21 protein-coding genes are annotated in these 22,641 nt (G+C 51.5%); 9 read left to right on the top strand and 12 right to left on the bottom strand.

Annotated elements, in window-relative coordinates:
* Positions 1–11 precede the first annotated feature (11 nt).
* Both H8K38_RS05295 and H8K38_RS05290 read right to left on the bottom strand, forming a co-directional pair.
* Positions 12–821, bottom strand: coding sequence for a hypothetical protein (locus tag H8K38_RS05295; RefSeq protein ID WP_186883735.1), 810 nt, complete (start codon positions 819–821; stop codon positions 12–14).
* Positions 818–1,405, bottom strand: coding sequence for a DUF4255 domain-containing protein (locus H8K38_RS05290; protein WP_186883734.1), 588 nt, complete (start codon positions 1,403–1,405; stop codon positions 818–820). Before H8K38_RS05290 ends, H8K38_RS05295 begins: the two co-directional genes overlap by 4 nt.
* A gap of 506 nt (positions 1,406–1,911) precedes the next feature.
* Here H8K38_RS05290 and leuE point away from each other — a divergent pair.
* Positions 1,912–2,577 carry a leucine efflux protein LeuE gene (gene leuE, locus H8K38_RS05285; RefSeq protein WP_186883733.1) on the top strand — a complete coding sequence of 222 codons (666 nt, stop codon included), beginning with the start codon at positions 1,912–1,914 and terminating at the stop codon, positions 2,575–2,577.
* Positions 2,578–2,732: 155 nt separating this feature from the next.
* A complete protein-coding gene (locus H8K38_RS05280; protein ID WP_186883732.1) occupies positions 2,733–3,677 on the top strand; it encodes a prenyltransferase in 945 nt (314 codons plus the stop codon).
* 44 nt (positions 3,678–3,721) lie between these two features.
* Here the strand turns inward: H8K38_RS05280 and H8K38_RS05275 are convergent, their stop codons facing one another.
* Positions 3,722–4,294: a lipocalin family protein gene (locus H8K38_RS05275; protein ID WP_255422825.1), complete on the bottom strand. Its 573-nt coding sequence runs from the start codon at positions 4,292–4,294 to the stop codon at positions 3,722–3,724.
* 423 nt (positions 4,295–4,717) lie between these two features.
* Here H8K38_RS05275 and H8K38_RS05270 point away from each other — a divergent pair, with 423 nt between their 5' ends.
* The 3 genes from H8K38_RS05270 to H8K38_RS05260 all read left to right on the top strand — a co-directional run bounded on the left by H8K38_RS05270 (position 4,718) and on the right by H8K38_RS05260 (position 7,858).
* A complete protein-coding gene (locus tag H8K38_RS05270) occupies positions 4,718–5,605 on the top strand; it encodes a hypothetical protein (RefSeq protein WP_222610751.1) in 888 nt (295 codons plus the stop codon).
* A gap of 2 nt (positions 5,606–5,607) precedes the next feature.
* A complete protein-coding gene (locus H8K38_RS05265; RefSeq protein WP_222610750.1) occupies positions 5,608–6,936 on the top strand; it encodes a choice-of-anchor X domain-containing protein in 1,329 nt (442 codons plus the stop codon).
* Positions 6,937–7,105: 169 nt separating this feature from the next.
* A complete protein-coding gene (locus H8K38_RS05260; RefSeq protein ID WP_186883731.1) occupies positions 7,106–7,858 on the top strand; it encodes an SDR family NAD(P)-dependent oxidoreductase in 753 nt (250 codons plus the stop codon).
* 140 nt (positions 7,859–7,998) lie between these two features.
* On the opposite strand, the gene H8K38_RS05255 is transcribed toward H8K38_RS05260, so the two are convergent.
* The 9 genes from H8K38_RS05255 to prpR form a co-directional block, all read right to left on the bottom strand.
* A complete protein-coding gene (locus tag H8K38_RS05255; protein ID WP_186883730.1) occupies positions 7,999–8,523 on the bottom strand; it encodes a hypothetical protein in 525 nt (174 codons plus the stop codon).
* 148 nt (positions 8,524–8,671) lie between these two features.
* Complete coding sequence (gene phnE, locus H8K38_RS05250; RefSeq protein ID WP_186883797.1) at positions 8,672–9,493, bottom strand: phosphonate ABC transporter, permease protein PhnE; 822 nt, start codon at positions 9,491–9,493, stop codon at positions 8,672–8,674.
* The gene (locus tag H8K38_RS05245; RefSeq protein ID WP_255422824.1) at positions 9,493–10,356 is read right to left on the bottom strand and encodes an ABC transporter permease; all 864 of its coding nucleotides are present in this window, start codon (positions 10,354–10,356) and stop codon (positions 9,493–9,495) included. Before H8K38_RS05245 ends, phnE begins: the two co-directional genes overlap by 1 nt.
* A gap of 14 nt (positions 10,357–10,370) precedes the next feature.
* Positions 10,371–11,270 carry a phosphonate ABC transporter ATP-binding protein gene (locus tag H8K38_RS05240; protein ID WP_186883729.1) on the bottom strand — a complete coding sequence of 300 codons (900 nt, stop codon included), beginning with the start codon at positions 11,268–11,270 and terminating at the stop codon, positions 10,371–10,373.
* Positions 11,270–12,178: a putative selenate ABC transporter substrate-binding protein gene (locus H8K38_RS05235; RefSeq protein ID WP_186883728.1), complete on the bottom strand. Its 909-nt coding sequence runs from the start codon at positions 12,176–12,178 to the stop codon at positions 11,270–11,272. Before H8K38_RS05235 ends, H8K38_RS05240 begins: the two co-directional genes overlap by 1 nt.
* Positions 12,179–12,315: 137 nt before the next feature.
* Positions 12,316–13,335, bottom strand: coding sequence for a GGDEF domain-containing protein (locus tag H8K38_RS05230; RefSeq protein ID WP_186883727.1), 1,020 nt, complete (start codon positions 13,333–13,335; stop codon positions 12,316–12,318).
* The gene (locus tag H8K38_RS05225) at positions 13,335–13,946 is read right to left on the bottom strand and encodes a chemotaxis protein CheC (RefSeq protein ID WP_186883726.1); all 612 of its coding nucleotides are present in this window, start codon (positions 13,944–13,946) and stop codon (positions 13,335–13,337) included. The genes H8K38_RS05230 and H8K38_RS05225 overlap by 1 nt, the downstream gene beginning before the upstream one ends.
* Positions 13,946–14,308, bottom strand: coding sequence for a response regulator transcription factor (locus tag H8K38_RS05220; protein WP_186883725.1), 363 nt, complete (start codon positions 14,306–14,308; stop codon positions 13,946–13,948). The genes H8K38_RS05225 and H8K38_RS05220 overlap by 1 nt, the downstream gene beginning before the upstream one ends.
* 53 nt (positions 14,309–14,361) lie before the next feature.
* Positions 14,362–16,047 (bottom strand): propionate catabolism operon regulatory protein PrpR, encoded by a 1,686-nt coding sequence (gene prpR / locus H8K38_RS05215; RefSeq protein WP_186883724.1) that lies wholly within the window; start codon positions 16,045–16,047, stop codon positions 14,362–14,364.
* Positions 16,048–16,266: 219 nt separating this feature from the next.
* Between prpR and prpB the strand changes: the two genes are divergently transcribed.
* The 4 genes from prpB (at position 16,267) to prpF (ending at position 22,439) form a co-directional block, all read left to right on the top strand.
* Positions 16,267–17,157: a methylisocitrate lyase gene (gene prpB, locus H8K38_RS05210; protein ID WP_186883795.1), complete on the top strand. Its 891-nt coding sequence runs from the start codon at positions 16,267–16,269 to the stop codon at positions 17,155–17,157.
* A 151-nt stretch (positions 17,158–17,308) separates the two neighbouring features.
* Entirely contained in the window at positions 17,309–18,457 is a 1,149-nt protein-coding gene (gene prpC, locus H8K38_RS05205) for a 2-methylcitrate synthase (protein ID WP_186883723.1), read from the top strand.
* A 133-nt stretch (positions 18,458–18,590) separates the two neighbouring features.
* On the top strand, positions 18,591–21,182 hold the full coding sequence (gene acnD, locus H8K38_RS05200) for a Fe/S-dependent 2-methylisocitrate dehydratase AcnD (RefSeq protein WP_186883722.1): 2,592 nt from the start codon (positions 18,591–18,593) through the stop codon (positions 21,180–21,182).
* A gap of 66 nt (positions 21,183–21,248) precedes the next feature.
* On the top strand, positions 21,249–22,439 hold the full coding sequence (prpF, locus tag H8K38_RS05195) for a 2-methylaconitate cis-trans isomerase PrpF (protein ID WP_186883721.1): 1,191 nt from the start codon (positions 21,249–21,251) through the stop codon (positions 22,437–22,439).
* Positions 22,440–22,641 lie beyond the last annotated feature (202 nt).

The following is a 22,641-nucleotide window of genomic DNA, read 5'->3' as shown; positions in this document are numbered from 1 at the left end:
TCCTTTGAAAATTATTGATGAATATAAATTTCCGCAACGACGAATGAATGCCCGTCGGGACGTCTTTCTTTGCCAATATGCTGCACGTTGGCATTTGGTAATCGCTTCATTAATACTTTTCCTGTGACACCCTCTTCACACAGTTGAAAACGTTGTGACGGAATGCTTCTCATCGGCAGTGCCGCTTCAGAAACGAAGGCAACACTGGTCTTGCTAACTACCTGAGACGAAGGGATGAAGCGGATACCTTCGTCTTCATTGCTACTGTTTAAATCAATGATTTTTAATTTGCGCGATGCCAGAGCGCCGGAAAAAAAATATTTCCAATGTATGGGGCGCGCTTCCAGCTGAATCCAGAACTCTCTTGCATCAATTTTTTTCGTATTTACCGGAAAGTCGTCCGTTATCGAAACTAGAAACAGAGGTTCTTTCGTGCCGACATAAGAGCTCTTTTTTGCGGCATTTTCGTTGACCATTTCTTCTGCATGCAGCAGTTCGTTCACACTGTCAGCCGTTGCCGCGGAATTTTTGAAGCAGAGCGGTAGCGGCATTGGCCAGCGCGTGTAGAAATTCATTAATGGGTCGTCAGAAAAGACGGCAAAGCTGAAGTTCCATTTTCCAGTGTTTGTGACTTGATTTTCAATGTCGCTGGTTTCGAGCCAGATCTCTACGCTATCAGGGCTTTTCCGCATCAAGATATTTTCCCGTTGCATGAAAAGGGCGCATTCCTTCGTTGGCTCAAAACGGATATGCGTACCAGCTCCCTGATCGAAAAAATCATGCCGTACGTAAATCGTAAATAAGCGTTGATATTCGCTCACGATTGCATGCCCACTTCAAATGAATGCTGCGTTTTTGTAATAACAGGTACCTGACCGATGATGGCCTCGCTCTCGACGGTAATCATGCGAACTTTGTAAAAAACCGACGGCAGGTAGCGTCCGCCTAGCAGACTCCACAAATTGTTCAAATCAGGAATTTTTAAATTTTCTATATCCAGTATCAGCTTTTCGATACGTGGATCGAGACCAGGGCTGTTTTTATGATCGAATGAGGCTTGTTGCTGGAAAAAGCTGATTGCCTGAGAAATAGATTTAAGTGCTTCAGCGTAATTGCCTGCGCCGAAATTTGCCGCCATCATCACATATAAGTTCAGATATAAAGGGCTGCTTTGCACTACCTGGCGTTCATCTTGCGTGCGCGTTATCTGGTTCGCGCGATAAGGCAGGGTGTCTTTTTCAATATTAACCAGTGTCAGTACCAGTTTATTATTGGCTTGCGCTGCTGCGGTTCCATCTGTTTCAAAGAGGTTCGATACAACAGCAATATCTTCTATCAGTTGAAAATTATTTTTGAACTGTTGATTCAGTTGTCCGGCGAGGTGACTCAAGGCGGCGTTAATCATCTGCGACTCCGCAGCAGATAGCAGAGAAATAAACAAATGTTAAACGGAACAAAATTCGTAACATGATTGTGTTCTTTCTCTGAGTTCACGCGGACACTGCTAACTTTTTTTATTATTCTTATTCGACTTAGTTTGGATTGTTTTTTAGTAAACGTTGCGTGATTATCTATATTTTTGTTGTTAATTTCAATAGTGAAAAGAAAAACATTTTTGTTGATATTTTTAATATGTCCGTTAGAAACGCGTAACAATGAAGCGCAGCCTGAATGTGGGGCTGGTTTTTATCTGTTCAGATCGTGGAAAAGTGGGCCTTTTATATAAAAATGTGTTGCTTAAATGCACGTAGTCGTTTGCTATGTTCTGCAAATTTGATCCGGATACAGGTGTTTTATTTCTGCCTGATTTGTTCGCGCTGATTATTTTCATTTTTTATTGTCTGGCGACGTACTTTGATCCGGCGCTGCTATGATGACGACCGTTCACCGTTTCTCACTCTGACATTTCAAATGAATGCATTGATTCACGCCAGCTTTGGCGTTTCTGATTTCTGGACTTTTCTGTTAGGGACAATCTTCATTGTTTTGCTTCCGGGGCCCAATTCCCTTTATGTACTGAGCGTCGCAGCGCAGCGTGGCGTGCGTGCAGGGTATCGCGGTGCTTGTGGAATATTTGTCGGTGATCTGGTGTTGATGGTGCTGTCTGCCGGAGGGATGGCGGCGCTGCTGAAAAGTAATGCGGGTTTGTTTTATGCCGTGAAATATGTTGGCGCGGCTTACCTCGGCTGGATAGGTATTCAGATGTTGCTGCAATGCCTGAAAATGCTGAAAACGAGGCAGGTGGTGGTCGCAGCAAAGATACTGCCTGTTCAGGCTGGTGACCCGTTTGCAAAAGCTTTGATCATCAGCCTGATGAATCCTAAGGCGATACTGTTTTTCATCTCTTTTTTCATACAGTTTGTTGATCCTGAATTTCATGCGCCACTGCTGTCATATTGCCTTCTGGGGCTGATTTGTCAGTTAACCAGTTTTACGTATCTGACGTTGATTATTTTTGCCGGTGCCAGACTCGCGGAGTCTTTCCGTCAGCGCCGGCGGCTTTCTGCGCTCATGTCGGGCGGGGTCGGTGCGATGTTTATCGGTTTTGGCCTGAAACTGGCGACGGCGACTCTTTAAGGCGCTTAGTGCTGATGTATAACAATTATTGTTGCCGTTGTTTGCCTCAGATGCAGTGCAAAATCATTGTTTCGCGTTGATTGTTTTTACTGCTTTCGTTTCAGCCTGGCGCTTGTAGTAAAACGCAGGCTGCACCGTGTTTATTCTGAGGACTTATGCCCGCTGTTGAACCCAATCTGAATAATATGGCCAATCCTGTGCTGCGCTATCTGATGGCGACGCGGCCAGCATTTCTGACAGTCACCTTGTTTGCAGGTTTCATTGGCCTCGCCAGCGCTTATGCCGATGGCGTGCAGATCGATTTGCTGACGGCGGGAACGAGCTTGTTGTTTGGTCTGGTGGCTCATGCCGGTATTAACGTCCTCAATGATTATTATGATGCCCTGAACGGCGCTGATGACGCGAACAACGAGCGTATTTTCCCTTTTACCGGCGGTAGTCGCTTTATTCAGAACGGCGTCTTATCTCGTCGTGAAACCGCAATCTTCGGCGGCATACTGATGTTGCTTGTTGTCGTTGCCGGAATCTGGCTGATGCTGGTTTCTGACGCTGCGCTGCTATGGATAGGGGCTGCCGGTTTATTCATAGGCTGGGCATATTCAGCACCGCCGTTCAAACTCAATAGCCGAGGGCTGGGTGAAATCGGCGTCTGGGCTGGGTTTGCACTGATTGCGATCGGGAGTGATGTTGTCCAGCGCGGTGCTTTCTCCGTCAAGCCGTTGATTGCGGTTGCCAGTTACGCATTGTTGGTCACAGATCTTTTGTTTATCAATCAGTTTCCGGATGAAAAGGCCGATGGCATTGCCGGTAAACGTCACTGGGTTGTACGTCTGGGGCATCACAAGGCTCGCTGGCTATATGCTGTCATCGCGGCGGCTGCATATCTCTGGCTCGCAGCGGCGGTGTGGGGCGGTGCTTTACCGCGGCTGGCGTTGCTGGCGTTGGCTTCCGCAGCGTTATCGTTACAGGCGGCCAGAACCCTGATTCAACATTCCGCGACGCCGTCGTCGCTGACACCGGCGATACAACAGACCATCGCCGCGGCAGCTTTACATGGCTTACTTTTATCCATTGGTATCGCCGCCGCAGTCGTGTTCTGATCAGGTGTACTGATATCAAAAAACATATGACGGAAATATTGTATTTACTTTTCAGATTGCTGCGGGCTGACCTGAAAATCTTGTCGGCGGTAGCCAAGTGATTCGGCTTTTTTCCATAACTGCTGTAGTGTTTCCTGATTCAGTGTTGGCGTGCGGGCAAGTATCCAGCCATATTTTCTGGATGGTTCTCCAACCAGTACCCATTGGTATCCGGGGTCCAGATCAAGTATCCAGTAATCGCCGTAAAAAGGCCGGAAAAAGCTGACACGCAATTTTGCGTTATTGCTGCCAGTGACCGGCTCGGCAACACCGATAGCCTCTTCCATACTGCGGTCTGCTTTACGACAACGATTGATCACGCGAATGCTGTCACCCTGTGGAACATATTCCGCCGTGGTATCGCTGACGCACATGGATTGAAAACGATTGGGGATCAGGGCGATCTGATACCAGGTTCCCTGATAGCGTTGCAGCTTCACTTCACTGACAACGGGCAGCGGCGGATATGAGGCGCTGGTACATGCTGCCAGTTCCATGACCGATGTGATGACAAGCAGGTACTTCATCAACGCGCTTAATGGTTTCGTAGGTTTCGCTGGTTTTAATGGTTTGTGCATGGTGATGGTCTGGTGATCGGTAAAAGAAAATGTCTGGAATCTGACTGGCATCTGCTGCGAGGCGGCGGCATTTTACTATTGTACGTAACCGACGTTTTCCGCGCTGATCGTTTAGCTTTCTGCTTCGCGAAGTGTTGTTTAGAGTCAGGTCTCTAATGTCCGGAATGAATTCCTTTCCTCATAGTGTTTTTATCTGTTTTGCCGCTGTCCCTGGCCTTGATCTGTACGATCAGGTGAAGTTATTTTGTTGCATTGCAAGTTGACATCATCGGTGTTGATTTCGATACTGCGCTGCGATCTTCCTGTCTGCATCATTGGTCTTTAGCTTATGCATTTATGCGAGGCGGACGGCTGGATTGTTTTTGTTTTCTGATCTCTGTATTCCATGGTTTTTCATCCAGGCAGCACTCAACAAGGAGTTGAATGATGAAGTTAATGCGGATAATGATTACCCTGATGCTGTTGTCGCTGGCAGCGCTATCCAGCATCGCCAGTGCCACTAATTACACCTTGTGGATTAATGGTCGCGGCGGTGGCGGTGTGGTTGGGGACTACAACAGTTTTACTTACTGGGGCCCTTCCTCCACCGCGGCCGGCGTGAATAAAAAAGCGGTCAACTGGGATGGCTACAACAGTATTTCATCGCAAAACAGCAAGATACGCGACGCGCTGGATTGCTTCTGTACCGGCAGTAACTGGTGTTATGTGGCGACGCACAGCGCTGGCGATCTGATGCTGGGCTATACGCTGGCAAACTATGGCGGCTCGACACGTACCAAGAAAAATGCGGTGGCTAATTCCTCCGGTCAGTGTGGTAACAGCGATGGCACGACACAGGTGGGCTGGAATATCAAGTGGGTCAGAACGGCGTCTGGCGCCGGCGGCGGCTCGGAACTATCTGATGTCGGCTCCTGGGCGGTATCAGAACCATTGGTGAAAGATCTGAAAACGACGACCGCCAGAGCGATGTACAACCATAACGAAACCCGCAACGTCTGGTTCTATATGTATGCCGGAGCGAAAGGCACAGTGTATTCCGGAATTCTGCCCGGACAGGATGACGAGGCCGTGGCTTATCACAGCACAGGTGGTGTGGCAGGTTCCGCAGGACAATCCTTATGCAATCCGAGTGACTGGCTATGCAATGACCTGACGCTGGGAACGGCGGCGAATGAGGGCGGTTCCGTCAAATGGAGTTATCACTCGGTCAGTTTCAGGGATGATGCGGAAGCCTACAATCACTACGCCAATAGTAACTGGCAAGGCATTATTTCTGTCGTGCGGGCGGCGATGGTAAGTAATGCGACGTAATAATGCCACGTAAACCAGCATCCTCCGAACGCCCTCAGCACCGGCGAGCTAAGCCACCAATCGATGGTGGTTCATCTTCCGGTGCCGGTGGGTTCAGTCGCTATAAATTCATCGCCATCATTGCTCTGCTGGTAGTGGTGGTGATGGCTGCTGGCTGGAACTGGTTTCCTGAAGCACCTGCCGGCCAGGTCGCCGCAGCGACAGCAAAGAATGAACGTTTTCTGGCGATGCCCGCTGCTGCTGGCACACAACCAGCAGCGGTCTTACCGAAAGACGCGCAACGCCAGCTGTTGGTCGCGCAACTGGAACAGGCCGATCAGGCGCTTTGCAATTATGTTGAATCAACCCGTTACCCGAATAGCTCCCGCCCGCTGAGCGAACATCCGGATCAGGTTTACCCTAACCAGCCGGTCGCAGAATCGCATCCCATGCGAAAAAAAGGTGGCGGTACGGACAAAGAAATTCAAATCCAGACGACGCAATCGCGTGTTTATCTGGCGGCTGGCGAAGCCGCCATATTCACCATCAAAGCGACCGACACCAGTGGCAAGCCGCTCTCACTCAGTGTCGATAAAGCGATTGCCCGAGGGCTTGTGTATGCGGGTGGCCGCGAAACCTCGCCGGTGCCCGTGCCTATGTCGGACAGTGGCCGCGAGGGCGATGCGATTGCTGGTGATGGTATTTACAGCGGTATGCTGGCACCAGCCCAGACCGGGTTCGCCAGTTTCAACGGCACGATACGTACAGAATTAAATTATGTCGTGAATGGTCAGACCGGTTTCGTGTTTTTCGATGTGATTTATTCGTCGGAAACACCGGCCATCTGGAGCGGCAATATCCGTGAATCGACCGAAGGTGGCTCGCTCAAATTTATCCTGAAAGCCAATGTCAACACGCCGGGACGTTACATCGTCAATGGCCGTGTCGACGATGCGAAAGGGAAGCCATTTGCGCTGGTGACTTTTAACGACCTGCTGCCGCAGGGCAGTAATGATATTCCGCTGACAGTCGTTGGTAATCTGCTGCGTGACCAGCAACCGGCAATGCCGCTGACTTTGCGTGATGTTGATGCGTATTTGCTGAAAGAAAATACCGATCCTGACCGCGCACTGATGCCGCGTCTGGAAGGCAGCGCCTATGTCAGCAAAACCTATCCGCTGAAGACGTTTTCGGATGCCGAATGGAGCAGCGAAGAGCGCAGCCGCTACATCACCGAATTCAGCAAGGATGTGGCGTTGGCCAAATCTGCGTTGCTGCAATTTGATCCTGAACAGGAGCGCAAACCTTTACCGCAGAGCGAATGCAGCAGAAATAAAAAGCCGAAAAACTAGGCATGCAGACGCAGCTGATTTATCGTCCGTCAAAACAGGCCGCAGCGATGGTGGTATCGTGAGTTTTATCATCGGATTGCGGTTAGTTGCATGCGATCTGACATGATGCAGCCGTGCCCATTCAGCGTCATCAGCAAGGATGTGATCTTGCATTTTCAGGAGAACTATTATGCGTTTGAAAGATAAAAACATCATCATCACTGGTGGTGCCGGCGGCATCGGTCTGGCAACGGCTGAGCGTTGTCTGCAAGAGGGCGCGAATGTGGTGATTGCTGATTTGCCGGGTGCTGCCCATGAACAACTGGCGCGTGATCTCGACGCGCGCTTCACGGGGCGCTGCCTGTTTATCGCGGCGGATGTAAGTTCGACCGCGCAAGCCGATGCACTGATTGCGGCGACGGTTGCGGCACTCGGAAGTGTTGATGGTGTGTTCAATAATGCCGGCATCGGTGGCCTGAGCCCGGCGGATATCTACACCGATGAAGAGTTTCTGCGTGTGATCGATATCAACCTGATGGGGGTGTTCCGGATTGCCCGCGCTGCCTTACATCAGATGTATCAGCAGGGCAGTGGCAGCATCGTTAATTGCGCATCGATACTCGGTGTGTTCGGTCAGAGCATGACGGCAGCCTATTCTGCGGCGAAAGGTGGCGTGGTTAACCTGACCCGCACGCTGGCGCTGGAATCGGCGGCAAAAGGCGTGCGGGTAAATGCTGTTGCGCCAGGTTATATCGACACGCCTTTGCTGTCGCTGCTGGACGATAATATGCGCAAAGCTTTGATCAGTCTGCATCCTGTCGGTCGCCTCGGGCGGCCTGAGGAGGTGGCGAATGCGGTCGTGTTTTTGCTGAGTGACGAAGCCAGTTTTGTGACCGGTGCCAATTTACTGGTCGATGGCGGTTTTACGGCAGGTAAATCCTGATCTGCCTAGCCTCTGCAAAAAGGCTGCCTTGTGCAGCCTTTTTTATTGTCCTTAGCGTATTTGAGCTGATTTCGACTGATTCAGCTAATTTCGGTCAATTGGGAAAGCTAAAAATTAATGCAGCTAATTTTTCATCAAAGTTAGTTAATTTTTTTTGATGCTTCGCTTATCTCAAAAAACTTTTCTTTACTTGCGAAAACTCCGAATACCGCACGCCAAAACATGTAAAAAAACAATCCCGAAACTAAGCTAAACACACATATGCTAACCCAGTCGAACTCCAAATATATGCAAGAAAACGAAGGGAAGAAATTTACTGCATAGACACTGACATCCGCTCCAACATAAATATTCTTTATATTTGGAAAAAAAACACGTTGACTGCCACGATCAAATAAAATTATCGACTGCCCTGGGTATGCCCATTCACCCACATACGATTTTGAATTTTTTTGATAATGATAAGTCACTACGCCAACTAATCCATTTCTACTCGTGCGTTCTGTTTTCAACGAAGTAACCCTGGCATTAACCACTTCAACGGGACAAACAAGAAATACTAAAGATCTAAAAACGGATGCTCCAAAATAAAAAAAAGCACTTAAAAAGAACAAACAGAAGACAAAAGCAATGAGTCGTTCTTTTAGATAAGAAATTTTGATCATTGAAATTCCGATGCATTCAAGAAATTGTAATTTTAAATTTTGAGTTAACTAAAGTTTTTCCTAAGTTTGGATCATGAAGAGAAACATGGATGGATACTCCCCATTTTTGATGAAAATCAGGCCTCGCTGCAAACGGGTTGTGTAGCTGCTAGCGCATCAGCCAGCGTCGTATCGCAAAGCTCAGCGCATCCACCAGCGCGACCAGTATCAGCATCGCGATAATGACAGTTGCTGCGGTCGGCATCTGAAACAGTGACAGATGATATTTCAGCATTTGCCCCAGTCCGCCTGCACCGACAACGCCGAGAATGGCAGCGGCGCGGATATTGTTTTCCCAGCGATACAAGGTGTATGACAGCATTTGCGGCAAACCTTGTGGCAAGGTCGCATACAGAAACGCATTGCCAGCACTGACGCCGTTTGTACGCAGACTCGTTTCCGCATGTGGTGGCAGGTTTTCCAGAGTTTCGGCAAACAAGCGACCCAGCACACCGGTGGTATGCGCTGCCAGCGCAACCGTACCGGCAAATGGCCCCAGCCCGGCGGCGATCAGCATGATAGCTGCCCACACCAATTCGGGAATCGCCCGCAGGATATTCAACAGTAACCGCGCGATTCGCATGACGATACCGCCGAAACGACCGCTGGCAGGCAAGGCCATCAATAAGCCCAGCAAGGCGGCAATTAAGGTGCCGAGGGCGGACATTGCCAGTGTTTCCAGTGCCGCGAAAAAGACCTTGTTCACTAAACTGGCACTGGTGTCGGGCGGCGTGAAACCGCGCAAGAATTCTGCCGATGTGCGGATTGCCTCTTCGCTCAGTAGCGCGCGCCAGTCGATTTGCAGACTGTAAAAACTGGCGACCACCAGCAGCAATAGCGTCAGCAACACCAGTGCCGTATTGCGACTGATAAGCGCCGGTGCTGGCGGTAATGCAAGCGGATCTGCCTGGTTGATAGACGACGGTTTCATCATTCCAGACCTTTGCGGAAAAACTGACTGAGCGCATCCGCCGCCGCAACCAGCAAGACGAACACGATCAGCATCGTGGATACTTCGGCACCCGCCAGCATTTTCATCGATTCATCCATACGCTGACCCAACCCACCCGTGCCGACGAAGCCCATGACGACCGAGCCGCGAATCGCGCATTCCCAGCGATAAACGGTGTACGACACTAATTCTGAGGCCGCATTCGGCAGCGTGCCGTATAAAAATGCCGCCAACCGCGAGCTGCCATTTTCGAGTAACACACGGGTGGCCTGTGGTTCGCTGGCTTCGATGATTTCAGCATAAACTTTCCCCAGCATGCCGCAGTAAGTGAGGGCGATTGCCAGTACGCCAGCGGTGGGGCCGAGCCCGACGATGCGCACGAACAGCAAAGCCCAGACCAGCTCGGGGACACTGCGCAATAACACCAGCAGCCAGCGCACACTTTGTCGCAGCAAGCGCGCAACGAAATGCATGCGGCCAGTGCCGAGACGGGAAATGGATAACTGTTCATTCACCAGCAGCGTCATCGGAATGGCGGCGGCGATTGCCAGAGTGACGCCAGCGGTTGCCATCGCGATGGTTTGCCAGGTCGCTTCCAGCACGATCAGTAAAAATTCTTTGTCATGCGCTGGTGGAAAAAAATTGGCGAGGAAACGTTCGGTGGCGCTCAGGCTTTGCGCATCGATCAGCGCCCACGGGCGGAATTCGGTCAGCAGCAAAGTCGGCCAGAGCACGATCAGCGCCAGTATGGTCAGCGTGATGCGGCTGCGCCATGCGGGGTCGCGCGGCATCTCTGCGGTGAGTGCAGGAGAGAGGGAAGGTGAAGCAGGATTAGTGTGCATTGCCGCAGATGAGTTCAGAAACAACGGGCCTGACCGGTATGGACTTCGCCGGAAACGGAGGTACTCCGGGCCTCTGCATCTGTAGCCGCATTCTTCTCATCAGATTCGGTAAGCGACTGTGCGTTCTTGTATAAATCCGCGATCATCTGGTCGCTGACATGCTTGCTGTCGAACAGAATTTTGCCATCACGTAAGCCGATAATCCGGCTGAAATGACTGCGCGCCAGCTCGACCTGATGCAGGCTACAGATCAGACTGGCATTGCGTTGATGCGCCTCTTGCTGCAAGCTTGCCAGCGTTTGCTGTGCCAGCGTCGGGTCCAGTGCCGACAGCGGTTCATCCACCAGCAACAGCCGCGCATCGGACAGCAGCAAACGGGCAAGGCCGCAGCGTTGGCGTTCGCCACCGGACAGTTGATCGACACGCGCATACAGCTTATGTTGCAGATGAAAGCGCGCCAGAGCATCAAATGCCGCGCGGGGATCTACAGGTCTGATCAGGCTGCGTATGGCTTTCAGCAAAGACCAGTGCGGCAAACGCCCTGCCAGTACCGAAGTGACGACACGCTGACGGGCGGGCAGGGGTGGTGTTTGCGGCGCCAGAAATAACTGGCGGCGCAGTTGATGGCGTGCTGAGTGCGACAGTTGCCAGACGGGTTGTCCATTAAAAATCAATTCGCCTTGCGTTGGCTGACTGGCGCAGGCAAGGGTGTGCAGCAAAGTGGTTTTGCCAGCGCCGGACGGACCGATGATGGCAATCTGCTCGCCTTGCTGTATCTGCAGATTAATATCCTGCAGCGCAAACGATGCTGCTGGCTGTTGGCGGAATAACTGTCTGCCACCGGACGCAGCAGTTTGCGGATGCCTGACGAACAAACTCCGCACGAGCACTTGCGGTTGCGGAGAACGCTCCATTATTTCAATAAACCGGCATTGTGAGCGGCTGCTTCAATTGCCTTGTAGTTTTCTGCTTTGGTTGGAATAAAACGGCTGGCGCGTTGCAGCTCCAGGATTTCTTTATCTTCGGCTTTGCTGGCATCCAGAGACAGGAATGCATCCGTGATTTTCTTGCGCAGTTCGGCTGGCATATCGGCGCGGACTGTCCAGTTGTAATCGAAGTAGCCGGGCGTTGTGTAAAACACGCGTACCTGTTTGGTATCGACTTTGTTCTGCGCTACCAGTTTGTCCCAGACCGAGATATTCAATGCACCAGCATCAACCTTGCCGCCGGAAACCGCGGCGACAGTCGCATCATGCGCGCCCGAAAACGCAATACGCTTCAGATCGTTATCCGGATTGATTTTTGCCGCCAGCAAATAAGAGCGTGGCATCAGGTGGCCGGACGTTGACGATTCGGAACCGAAAGTGAAGGTCTTTCCTTTCAGGTCTTCCAGCTTGTGTATGTCTTTGTTGGTGGTGATGAAAACGGATTTGAATTTTTCATCTTCTTCACGTTGCACCAGCGGGATCACCTGATCTTTACTGCGGACTTTGGCTTGCACGAAAGTGAAGCCGCCAAACCAGACCATATCCAATTTTTTATTGATCAGGCCTTCAACTGATGCGGCGTAATCGGTCACTGGAATGAATTCCACTTTCATGCCGGTTTTCTTTTCCAGATACGCGCCCAGAGGTTTGAATTTACGTTGCAATTCGGTTGGTGCTTCATCCGGAATCGCCGACACACGCAATACTTGCTGAGCTTGCGACTGCGCGATGCTGAACCCGCTGAAACCGAGCAGACTCAGCAAGCCAGCTGCGAGCAAAGCTGTACTGCGACGGCGCGAAGGGCGGGAAATATGTAAGGAATGAGTTGGCAACATGATTCTCTCTGTGTCGGTTGATTCGAGGATGGTAAGGATGACAGCCGTGCTGTCATTGCGCTTGCCGCTGGTTGCTTATTTAGTGCTCGTTTAGCTTTTTGATGACTTGATGATGCTTACTGCCGGACTGAAGAATCTTATGCCGCACTGTTTTTGCTCTGCGCTTGTTTCGTAACATCAGCCGTTTGGGGTAACTGCGGCAGTTTCAGAAAAATTGCTTTGTTCCGGCCATTGTTTTTAGCGGCATACAGAGCAGCATCGGCTGTTTTCAGTAACAGCGCGGGATCGCTGCCATCTGCATTGCAATAGCAGCTGTAACCGATACTGATACTGACGTGCTCGCTGATCGGCGATTTCTCATGCCGGATCGCCAGATTGGCCACGGCGGCTCTGATTTTTTCGGCAAACTGTATGGCTCCTTCTTTGCTCATGTCCGGCATGATGACGATAAATTCTTCACCGCCAAAGCGCGCAATCGCATCACTGGCTCTGACCAACTGGCTTTTGAGTCCGGTTGCGACCTGTACCAGGGCTTTATCACCTGCGACATGACCATAGTGATCGTTGTAATCTTTAAAGAAATCAATATCGATCATGAAGACGGCCAGCGGGTTGTTCTGACGAATCGCATTTGCCAGCGCGATTTTGTAATGTTCGTCAAAAAAACGACGGTTGTAGATGCCGGTCAGGCTGTCGGTAGTGGCTTCTTTTTTGAGTATCTCAGAATGGGTACGCAGAATTTTTTCGCGTTTGATCGATGCACTGGAATCAGAAATCTGTACCAGACACCAGCGCTCACCTTCGACGCTGAGCGGTGTCAGAGTGATGGACTGATGCAGACGCTTTTTCTCTCCGGCTTCATCGGCTTGCTCGAACAAGGCCAGCGGGAAACGGTGCAGGGCGTTTGATAACACGACCGGTAAGCCGTAATTCAGCGTGTTGCCGAGTGCCGTTAGAAAAGCACGTGTCGGCGCATCTTCAAACGCCGCATTGATATGCAGTCCTTGCGCTTCGTCGGCACTGATGCCGCTGTGTTTTTCAACCCAGCCATTCCAGAGCACAACGTGTTGTTTTGCATTAACGACGATCAAACCCAAATTGATGGTCTTTAAAATTTCCACTGTTGCTGAAGGCGACAGCGGTAATACATCCGACATCAAATTTCTCCCAGATATCGTTCTATCTGAATGATCAGACTTTCAAGGGAAGTTGAACTTAACAAAAAGATCAAGTGGCCCTCGGAACGGCGTTTTTCGATCGCCAGATCAATGTGCAACAGTAAGACGTAAGGCTGTTTTTCGTCATCACTGACACGCCGGAATATTTCTTCGGTGGTGGCGACGGTATAGTCAGGCAGTGAGCAGTCGAGCGGGATGTTGAGCATATCCGCCATGGCAGACAGGCAGGCATTCAGGATGATGTTGCCGAGTTCGCACATTGCTTCCTGCTCAAATTCGGCAAGGTCTTCCAGACTGATCTGCGAGCCCATCATATCGCGCACGATTTCGAGCGCATGTTCTTCTGTGAATAACAACAAGGCTTCAGCCTGAAATGTGCCACTGAAGGTCTGGTGCACAGTGCCAAAACGATTGCTGTCGAGCGAGATGGCAGATAAATCCAGATCAGAAGATTTGCGGATTTCTACCGAAGGAACAGACAGCAGAACTTCGTCACCAACGATTTCAGACAGGCTGGCCGCTGCTCTGCCGGCGCCGACATTGAAGACTTCGCTTAATGCGTCGAGATGAAGTTCGCTCAGAGTGTTCATTATTCGCTCATGAAGTGATGGACAACGATCGCAATAGATTTTTCTGTGACTGGTTTTGCTACAAAAATAGCGCCGAGTGCATGCGCCCGTGTTTGCATGGTGTCTTGCACGTTTGCTGAGAAAATGGCGATACGCATGTGTGGATGGGCTTGCAATATCTGTTCTGCTGCATCGGTTCCCAGCATGCCTGGCATATTGATGTCCATGGTACAGAAATCCGGCGCGTGTTGCTCTACCATTTTGATTGCTTCCTCGCCTGAGGCTGCTTCGATAAATTCCCAGTCAGGCTGAACTGCTTTCACGTGGGCGCGGATAACCATGCGCGAGACTTTACTATCATCAACAATAAGTAATTTTTTCATATTTCACCGTTGCAATTCGGCAGTGAGGAGGATATCGGAAATTGGGGCTCATTTTACCTTACAGACTGATGATTTTCATCGCCTGATTTGTCGTTAATTTGTAGTTGCTTTAATTTTCGCCAAAGCGTTGTCCTGCTGATGCCAAGATGGGCGGCAACGGCGTCCCGCTGATAACCGAAACGCTGCATGATTTCTTCCAGTGTTTCCTGGTTGGCAGCCCGCATACCTGGTAACTGGTCATTTTGGCCAGAGGGCAGATGGATGGCTTTTGTCGTTTCGTTCGTCGTGATTCTGTCTGATAATTCCGGCAAGATTTTGCTGACAAACGCCGGACTCAGCGCCTGCAATGGCTCTGCGGCGAGAAATAGTGCCAGCCTTTCCATCATGTTGCGCATTTCTCTGACGTTGCCGGGCCATGGGTAAGTTTCAAATAAGTCGGTGCAACTGCTGATTTCCGCATGCAGATTCGGATGAGGGCGGGCGCCCATCGCCGCCAGTGCATGTTTCAGACTCCATTCGGCCAGAGGCATGATGTCGGCGTGTCGCTCGCGCAGCGGTGGCAATTGCAGACGCAACACCGCAAGCCGGTAAAACAGGTCTGAGCGGAATTTTCCTTCTCTGATTCTGGCTTCCAGATCGCAATGCGTGGCGCTGATGATGCGCACATCAACCGCTACCGGGCGCACGCCGCCGACCCTGACGATTTCGCGCTCTTCCAGAACGCGCAGCAGACGGGTTTGCAGGTTCAGCGGCATTTCGCCGATTTCATCCAGAAATAAGGTGCCGCGATTGGCGGCTTCGAATAAGCCCGCATGGCCGCCACGGCGTGCACCGGTGAACGCGCCTTCGTCATAACCGAATAATTCCGATTCCAGCAGCGATTCCGCAATCGCACCGCAATTGACAGCAACAAAAGGCTGCCGCGCCCGTGGGCCCTCGCTGTGAATGGCCTGCGCCGCCAGTTCTTTACCGGTGCCGGTTTCGCCCTGCAGTAACACCGTGGCGGGGGAACGCGCAAATAAGGTAATCGCGCGGCGGGTATTTTCCATGATTGCTGACTCACCGCGCAGGTCATTAATCCCGTGCTTGGTACGCAATGCGTCTGCGGCCGGATGATGGCGACCACGTTGTGATTCCAGGCGTGTCAGCCGGGCAATTTCGAGCGCGTCATCAAATGCCTGACGAATTGAGGTGGCGGAGTACATAAAAATGCCTGTCAGACCCGCCTCGACGGCCAGATCGGTAATCAGCCCGGCACCGACGATCGCCTGAATGCCGCTGGCCTTGAGTTCGCTGATTTGTGCTCTGGCGTCTTCTTCGGTGACGTAGGTGCGTTGTTCTATTTTGAAGCCAAAAGTATTTTTAAAATCAGCCAGTTCGGGCATGGTTTCCTGATAGGTGATCAGACCAATTTCCTTCGACACCTTGCGGGCCCGCGCCAGTGCCTGCATGACGTCAAAGCCGCTGGCCTTGGCGGTGACGACCGGAATTGGCAGGCGGCTTTTCAGATACGCGGCATTCGAACCGGCGGCAACGACCGCGTCGCAGCGCTCGGTTTGCAGGCGTTCACGGATGTGCTGTACCGCTTCCTCAAAACCCATATTGAGCGGAACGATATCGGCATTCGCATCGTATTCCACCATGATGTCGCGGAACATATCGAATAGGCGGGAAATCGATACCGTCCAGATCACGGGTTTGTCTTGTGTTTCGCGCGACGGCAATGGCGGTTGTTTCATATTTGTTTCAATCCTGAAAAACGTGTTTCATTTTTCGTTTTATGAAACATTATTATGAAACATTTCATACTGGATGTGCAATTGATTATTCTTAATCTGCGCTGTTTAAGTCCTTGATTTTTAACATTCCCGGTCTAAGCTGTTGCGATGCCGGCTGGTGCTGGCATGTTGATTGCAATAGACGCTGGCAACTTCATTAACCTGAAAGACATCAACGATATGAGCAACTACTCCGCAGGTGCCGCCTTCCGTAAGGCGATGCAAGAAGAATCCCCGTTACAAGTGGTCGGCGCGATCAACGCGAACCACGCTTTGCTGGCCAAACGCGCTGGCTTCAAGGCTATTTATCTCTCTGGTGGCGGTGTTGCTGCCGGTTCTCTGGGTTTGCCTGATCTGGGTATTTCCAATCTGGACGACGTGCTGACCGATGTGCGCCGCATTACCGATGTGTGCGATCTGCCGTTGCTGGTCGATGTGGATACCGGTTTTGGTTCATCTGCGTTCAACGTGGCGCGTACCGTGAAATCGATGATCAAATTCGGCGCTGCGGCGATGCATATTGAAGATCAGGTCGGCGCCAAGCGTTGCGGCCATCGTCCGAATAAAGAAATCGTCACCAAGCAGGAAATGGTTGACCGCATCAAAGCGGCAGTCGATGCGCGTACCGATGAAAATTTCGTGATCATGGCGCGTACCGATGCGCTCGCTGTCGAAGGTCTGGAAGCCGCGATTGATCGCGCTCAGGCTTGCGTTGAAGCGGGTGCCGACATGATTTTCCCGGAAGCGATCACTGAACTGGCGATGTACAAACAATTCGCTAACGCGGTCAAAGTACCTATCCTGGCAAACATCACCGAGTTCGGTGCGACACCGTTGTATACCGTCGAAGAACTGGCCGCAGTGGATGTCGGTCTGGTGTTGTATCCATTGTCTGCATTCCGCGCGATGAACAAAGCGGCTGAGAATGTGTACACCGCGATTCGTCGCGATGGCTCGCAAAAGAACGTGGTCGATACCATGCAGACGCGGATGGAATTGTACGAACGCATCAACTATCACGATTTCGAGCAAAAACTGGATGCCTTGTTTGCGCAGCAAAAGAACAAATAATTCCTTATTTTTTTACCGGATTCCATTCATTTTAAATACGTATAAAAACACATACTCCCCCTGTTTTTTTAAATAATCGCCTTATTCTCAGCAGATTCATTGGGCGTTAAAAAATACTGGGGGGAGTATCTAATTATCTCAGGAGAACACCATGACCGAAGCAGTTCCTTTCAAACCAAAGAAATCCGTTGCCTTGTCTGGCGTGACTGCGGGTAATACCGCTTTGTGTACCGTGGGTAAAACCGGTAACGACCTGCATTACCGTGGTTACGATATTCTCGATGTGGCCGATGCCTGCGAGTTTGAAGAAATCGCCCATTTGCTGGTGCACGGCAAATTGCCGACGGTCGCCGAACTGCATGCCTACAAAGCGAAACTGAAAGCATTGCGCGGCTTGCCTGCGAATGTCAAAGCAGCGCTTGAGTGGCTGCCAGCATCGTCGCATCCTATGGACGTGATGCGTACCGGTGTTTCCGCACTGGGTTGCGTTTTGCCAGAAAAAGATGACCACAACACACCGGGCGCACGCGATATCGCTGATCGCCTGATGGCGTCGCTGGGTTCCATGCTGCTGTACTGGTACCACTACAGCCACAATGGCAAACGCATAGAAACTGAAACCGACGACGAATCGATCGGCGGCCATTTCCTGCACTTGTTGCATGGCCAAAAACCAAGCAAGCTGTGGGAAAAAGCGATGCATACATCACTGATTCTGTATGCAGAACATGAATTCAATGCATCGACATTTACCGGTCGTGTCATCGCCGGTACGGGTTCCGATATGTATTCTGCGATCACCGGCGCAATCGGCGCATTGCGCGGTCCTAAGCATGGCGGCGCGAATGAAGTCGCGTTTGAAATTCAGAAACGCTACGACAATCCGGATGAAGCAGAAGCCGACATCAAAAAACGCGTTGAAAATAAAGAAGTCGTGATCGGCTTTGGTCACCCTGTCTACACGATCTCTGATCCACGTAACAAAGTGATCAAAGAAGTCGCGCGCAATCTGTCGAAAGATGCGGGCGCTATGAAGATGTACGATATCGCTGAACGTCTGGAAACAGTGATGTGGGACATCAAAAAAATGTTCCCGAATCTGGACTGGTTCTCTGCTGTGTCGTATCACATGATGGGTGTGCCAACAGCGATGTTCACACCATTGTTCGTGATCGCCCGCACATCCGGCTGGGCGGCACACATCATAGAACAGCGTATCGATAACAAGATCATTCGTCCTAGCGCAAATTATGTCGGTCCTGAGGACTTGAAATTTGTGCCGATCAAGAGCCGCAAATAATCTGTCATTTGTCTGAGGCGCTGACGCTGTTTACTCATGTGTAAGCAGCGTCAGCGCAGAAAAGAGGGCAAAGACGCAGTAAGAGATTGCCACGCGTTTCGCTCCCGGAACATCTATTATTCCTGAATAAACCATGAACACTGCAAACCGCAAACCACTCCCCGGCACCCAACTGGATTTTTTCGACGCCCGTGCGGCAGTCGATGCGATTCAACCCGGCGCCTATGACAAGCTGCCATACACATCTCGCGTACTGGCTGAAAATCTGGTGCGTCGTTGCGATCCAGCGACCCTGACTGATTCTCTGAAACAGTTCATCGAAGGCAAACGCGAGCTCGATTTTCCGTGGTTTCCGGCACGTGTGGTCTGTCACGATATTCTGGGGCAGACTGCGCTGGTCGATCTGGCGGGTTTGCGTGATGCGATTGCAGAGCAGGGCGGTGATCCGGCGCAAGTCAATCCGGTCGTGCCGGTGCAACTGATTGTCGATCACTCGCTGGCAGTGGAATGCGGTGGTTTTGATCCTGACGCGTTCGCCAAAAACCGTGCGATTGAAGATCGTCGTAATGAAGACCGGTTTGACTTCATTAACTGGACCAAAAAAGCCTTCAAAAATGTCGATGTGATCCCACCGGGTAACGGCATCATGCACCAGATCAATCTGGAACGCATGTCGCCCGTGATTCATGCGAAAGATGGCGTGGCGTTTCCTGATACGCTGGTTGGTACCGACAGTCATACGCCACACGTCGATGCGCTGGGTGTGATCGCGATCGGTGTCGGCGGTCTGGAAGCAGAAAACGTCATGCTGGGCCGCGCATCGTGGATGCGTCTGCCGGACATCATCGGCGTGGAACTCTCCGGTCGTCCGCAACCGGGCATCACTGCGACTGACGTAGTGCTGGCATTGACTGAATTCCTGCGTAAGCAAAAAGTGGTGGGTGCCTACCTTGAGTTTTACGGCGCGGGCGCTGCTGCGTTGACGCTTGGTGACCGTGCGACGATTTCGAATATGGCACCGGAATACGGTGCGACAGCGGCGATGTTCGCGATCGATCAGCAAACCATCGATTATCTGAAACTGACTGGTCGTAGCGATGAACAGGTCAAACTGGTCGAGACTTATGCGAAAGCCGCCGGTCTGTGGGCAGACAGTCTGATCAATGCCGAGTACGAACGTGTATTGACATTCGATTTGTCCAGCGTCGTGCGCAATATGGCTGGTCCATCGAATCCACATGCACGTGTTGCAACCAGTGATCTGGCCGCTAAAGGCATCGCTGCAAAATGGGATGATGTACCTGGGCAAATGCCGGATGGCGCTGTGATTATTGCCGCCATTACCAGCTGCACCAACACCAGCAATCCGCGTAATGTGATTGCCGCAGCACTGCTGGCACGTAACGCTAACCGACTCGGGCTGACCCGCAAACCGTGGGTGAAATCATCACTGGCACCAGGCTCCAAAGCCGTTACGTTGTATCTGGAAGAAGCTGGTTTGATGGATGATCTGGAAAAGCTGGGCTTCGGCGTGGTTGCCTATGCCTGCACGTCTTGCAACGGCATGTCCGGCGCGCTTGATCCTGTGATCCAGCAAGAAATTATTGATCGCGATTTATACGCGACAGCGGTGTTATCCGGTAATCGTAATTTCGACGGACGTATCCATCCGTATGCAAAACAAGCATTCCTCGCTTCGCCACCGTTGGTCGTTGCGTATGCGATTGCCGGTACGATACGCTTTGATATCGAGAAGGATGTTTTGACCGTCGTTGATGGCAAAGAAATCCGTCTGAAAGACATCTGGCCTACCGATGAAGAAATTGATGCGATTGTGAAATCCAGCGTCAAGCCTGAAATGTTCCGTCAGGTGTACGAGCCTATGTTTGCGATTCAGGCCGACAACGGTGAGAAAGTCAGCCCGCTGTACGACTGGCGTCCACAAACGACGTATATCCGCCGTCCACCATACTGGGAAGGTGCACTCGCTGCTCCACGTACGATGACGGGCATGCGTCCTTTGGCGGTATTGGGCGACAACATCACCACCGATCATTTGTCACCATCGAATGCGATCATGCTCGACAGTGCGGCGGGTGTTTACCTCGCAAAAATGGGCTTGCCGGAAGAAGATTTTAATTCCTACGCAACCCATCGCGGCGATCATCTGACAGCGCAGCGCGCGACCTTTGCGAATCCGACATTGAAGAATGAAATGGTACAGGTCGATGGCAAAGTGAAAGCAGGTTCGCTGGCTCGCATAGAACCAGAGGGCAAAGTGACCCGCATGTGGGAAGCGATTGAAACCTATATGGAACGTAAACAGCCATTGATCATTATCGCTGGCGCGGATTATGGTCAGGGTTCATCACGTGACTGGGCCGCTAAAGGTGTGCGTCTGGCGGGTGTGGAAGCGATTGTGGCTGAAGGTTTCGAACGTATCCATCGTACGAATCTGGTCGGTATGGGCGTATTGCCTCTCGAATTCAAACCGGGCGTGAACCGCCTGACGCTGAATATCGACGGCAGCGAAACCTTTGATGTCGTGGGTCAACGCACACCACGCGCCACGCTGACGCTGATCATTCATCGTAAAAACGGTGAACGCGTCGAAGTACCTGTCACTTGCCGTTTGGATACCGCAGAAGAAGTCTCTATTTATGAGGCCGGTGGCGTGTTACAGCGCTTTGCGCAAGACTTTTTGGAATCGACGAAGAAAGTGTAATTGATGAAATAAGCCCTTCTCCCGCAAGCGGGAGGGGGAGCCTAAAACCAAGTACAGAAGGAAATGATGAATCATCCAGCCCAAATTAAAATCCCCGCGACGTATATCCGTGGTGGCACCAGCAAAGGCGTGTTTTTCCGTTTGCAGGATTTGCCGCCAGAGGCGCAAGTGCCCGGTGCGGCGCGTGACGCGATTCTGTTGCGCGTGATCGGTAGCCCCGATCCTTACGGCAAACAAATCGACGGCATGGGCGGTGCGACATCCAGCACCAGCAAGACCGTGATTCTGTCGAAAAGCACGAGTGCTGATCACGATGTCGATTACCTGTTCGGTCAGGTGTCGATAGATAAGGCTTTTGTTGACTGGAGCGGCAATTGCGGCAATCTGTCAGCAGCGGTCGGTTCATTCGCGATCAGCGCCGGTCTGGTGGATGCGAGTCGTGTTCCGCAAAACGGCGTTGCCGTAGTACGCATCTGGCAAGCGAATATCAGCAAAACTATCATCGCCCATGTGCCGATCACGAATGGCGAAGTGCAGGAAACCGGTGATTTTGAACTCGACGGCGTAACTTTTCCTGCCGCTGAAGTGCAGCTCGAATTCATGGATCCGGCTGCAGATGAAGAAGGCGCTGGCGGTTCCATGTTCCCGACTGGGAATCTGGTCGATGATCTGGACGTGCCCGGTATCGGTACGTTGAAAGCGACGATGATCAATGCCGGTATTCCGACGATATTTGTGAACGCCGAAGCGATAGGTTATACCGGTACCGAATTGCAGGATGCAATTAACAGTGACCCTGCGGCACTCGCTAAGTTCGAGACTATCCGCGCTTACGGTGCAGTCCGCATGGGCTTGATCAAGCATATTGATGAAGCGGCTCAACGCCAGCATACGCCTAAGGTAGCTTTCGTTGCTCAGCCGCAGTCGTATGTGTCGTCGAGTGGTAAGCAAGTCAATGCAGCAGAGATTGATCTGCTGGTGCGCGCTTTGTCTATGGGCAAGTTGCACCACGCGATGATGGGGACAGCAGCGGTTGCGATCGGCACAGCAGCGGCGATTCCCGGCACTCTGGTGAATTTGGCTGCCGGTGGTGGTGAACGCACTGCGGTGCGTTTTGGTCATCCGTCCGGCACCTTGCGGGTCGGTGCGGAAGCAACGCAGGTGAATGGTGAATGGACAGTCAAAAAAGCCATCATGAGCCGTAGTGCCCGCGTGCTGATGGAAGGCTGGGTTCGTATTCCTGGCGATACGTTCTGATTTTACACATCATCATATGTCAACTGACCGCACAATCCGCTTCGTCATGACGACGGCTCTCTTGTTGAAAGAGTGTCGTCGTGCGGTGTTGCGGTTGGTTTCTTCCTGCATGAGGTCTTATCAACCATTGCTGGCAGGTACGCTGGAAAGATCCTGCAAATGCTCACATTCGCATCGCATATCAAACACAGAAACAACGCAG

The organism is Undibacterium sp. FT79W (assembly GCF_014284215.1).
Taxonomy (GTDB): Bacteria; Pseudomonadota; Gammaproteobacteria; order Burkholderiales; family Burkholderiaceae_D; genus Undibacterium; species Undibacterium aquatile.
Note: the sequence above shows the minus strand (reverse complement) of the source record. Positions and strands in the feature narration are given on the sequence as shown.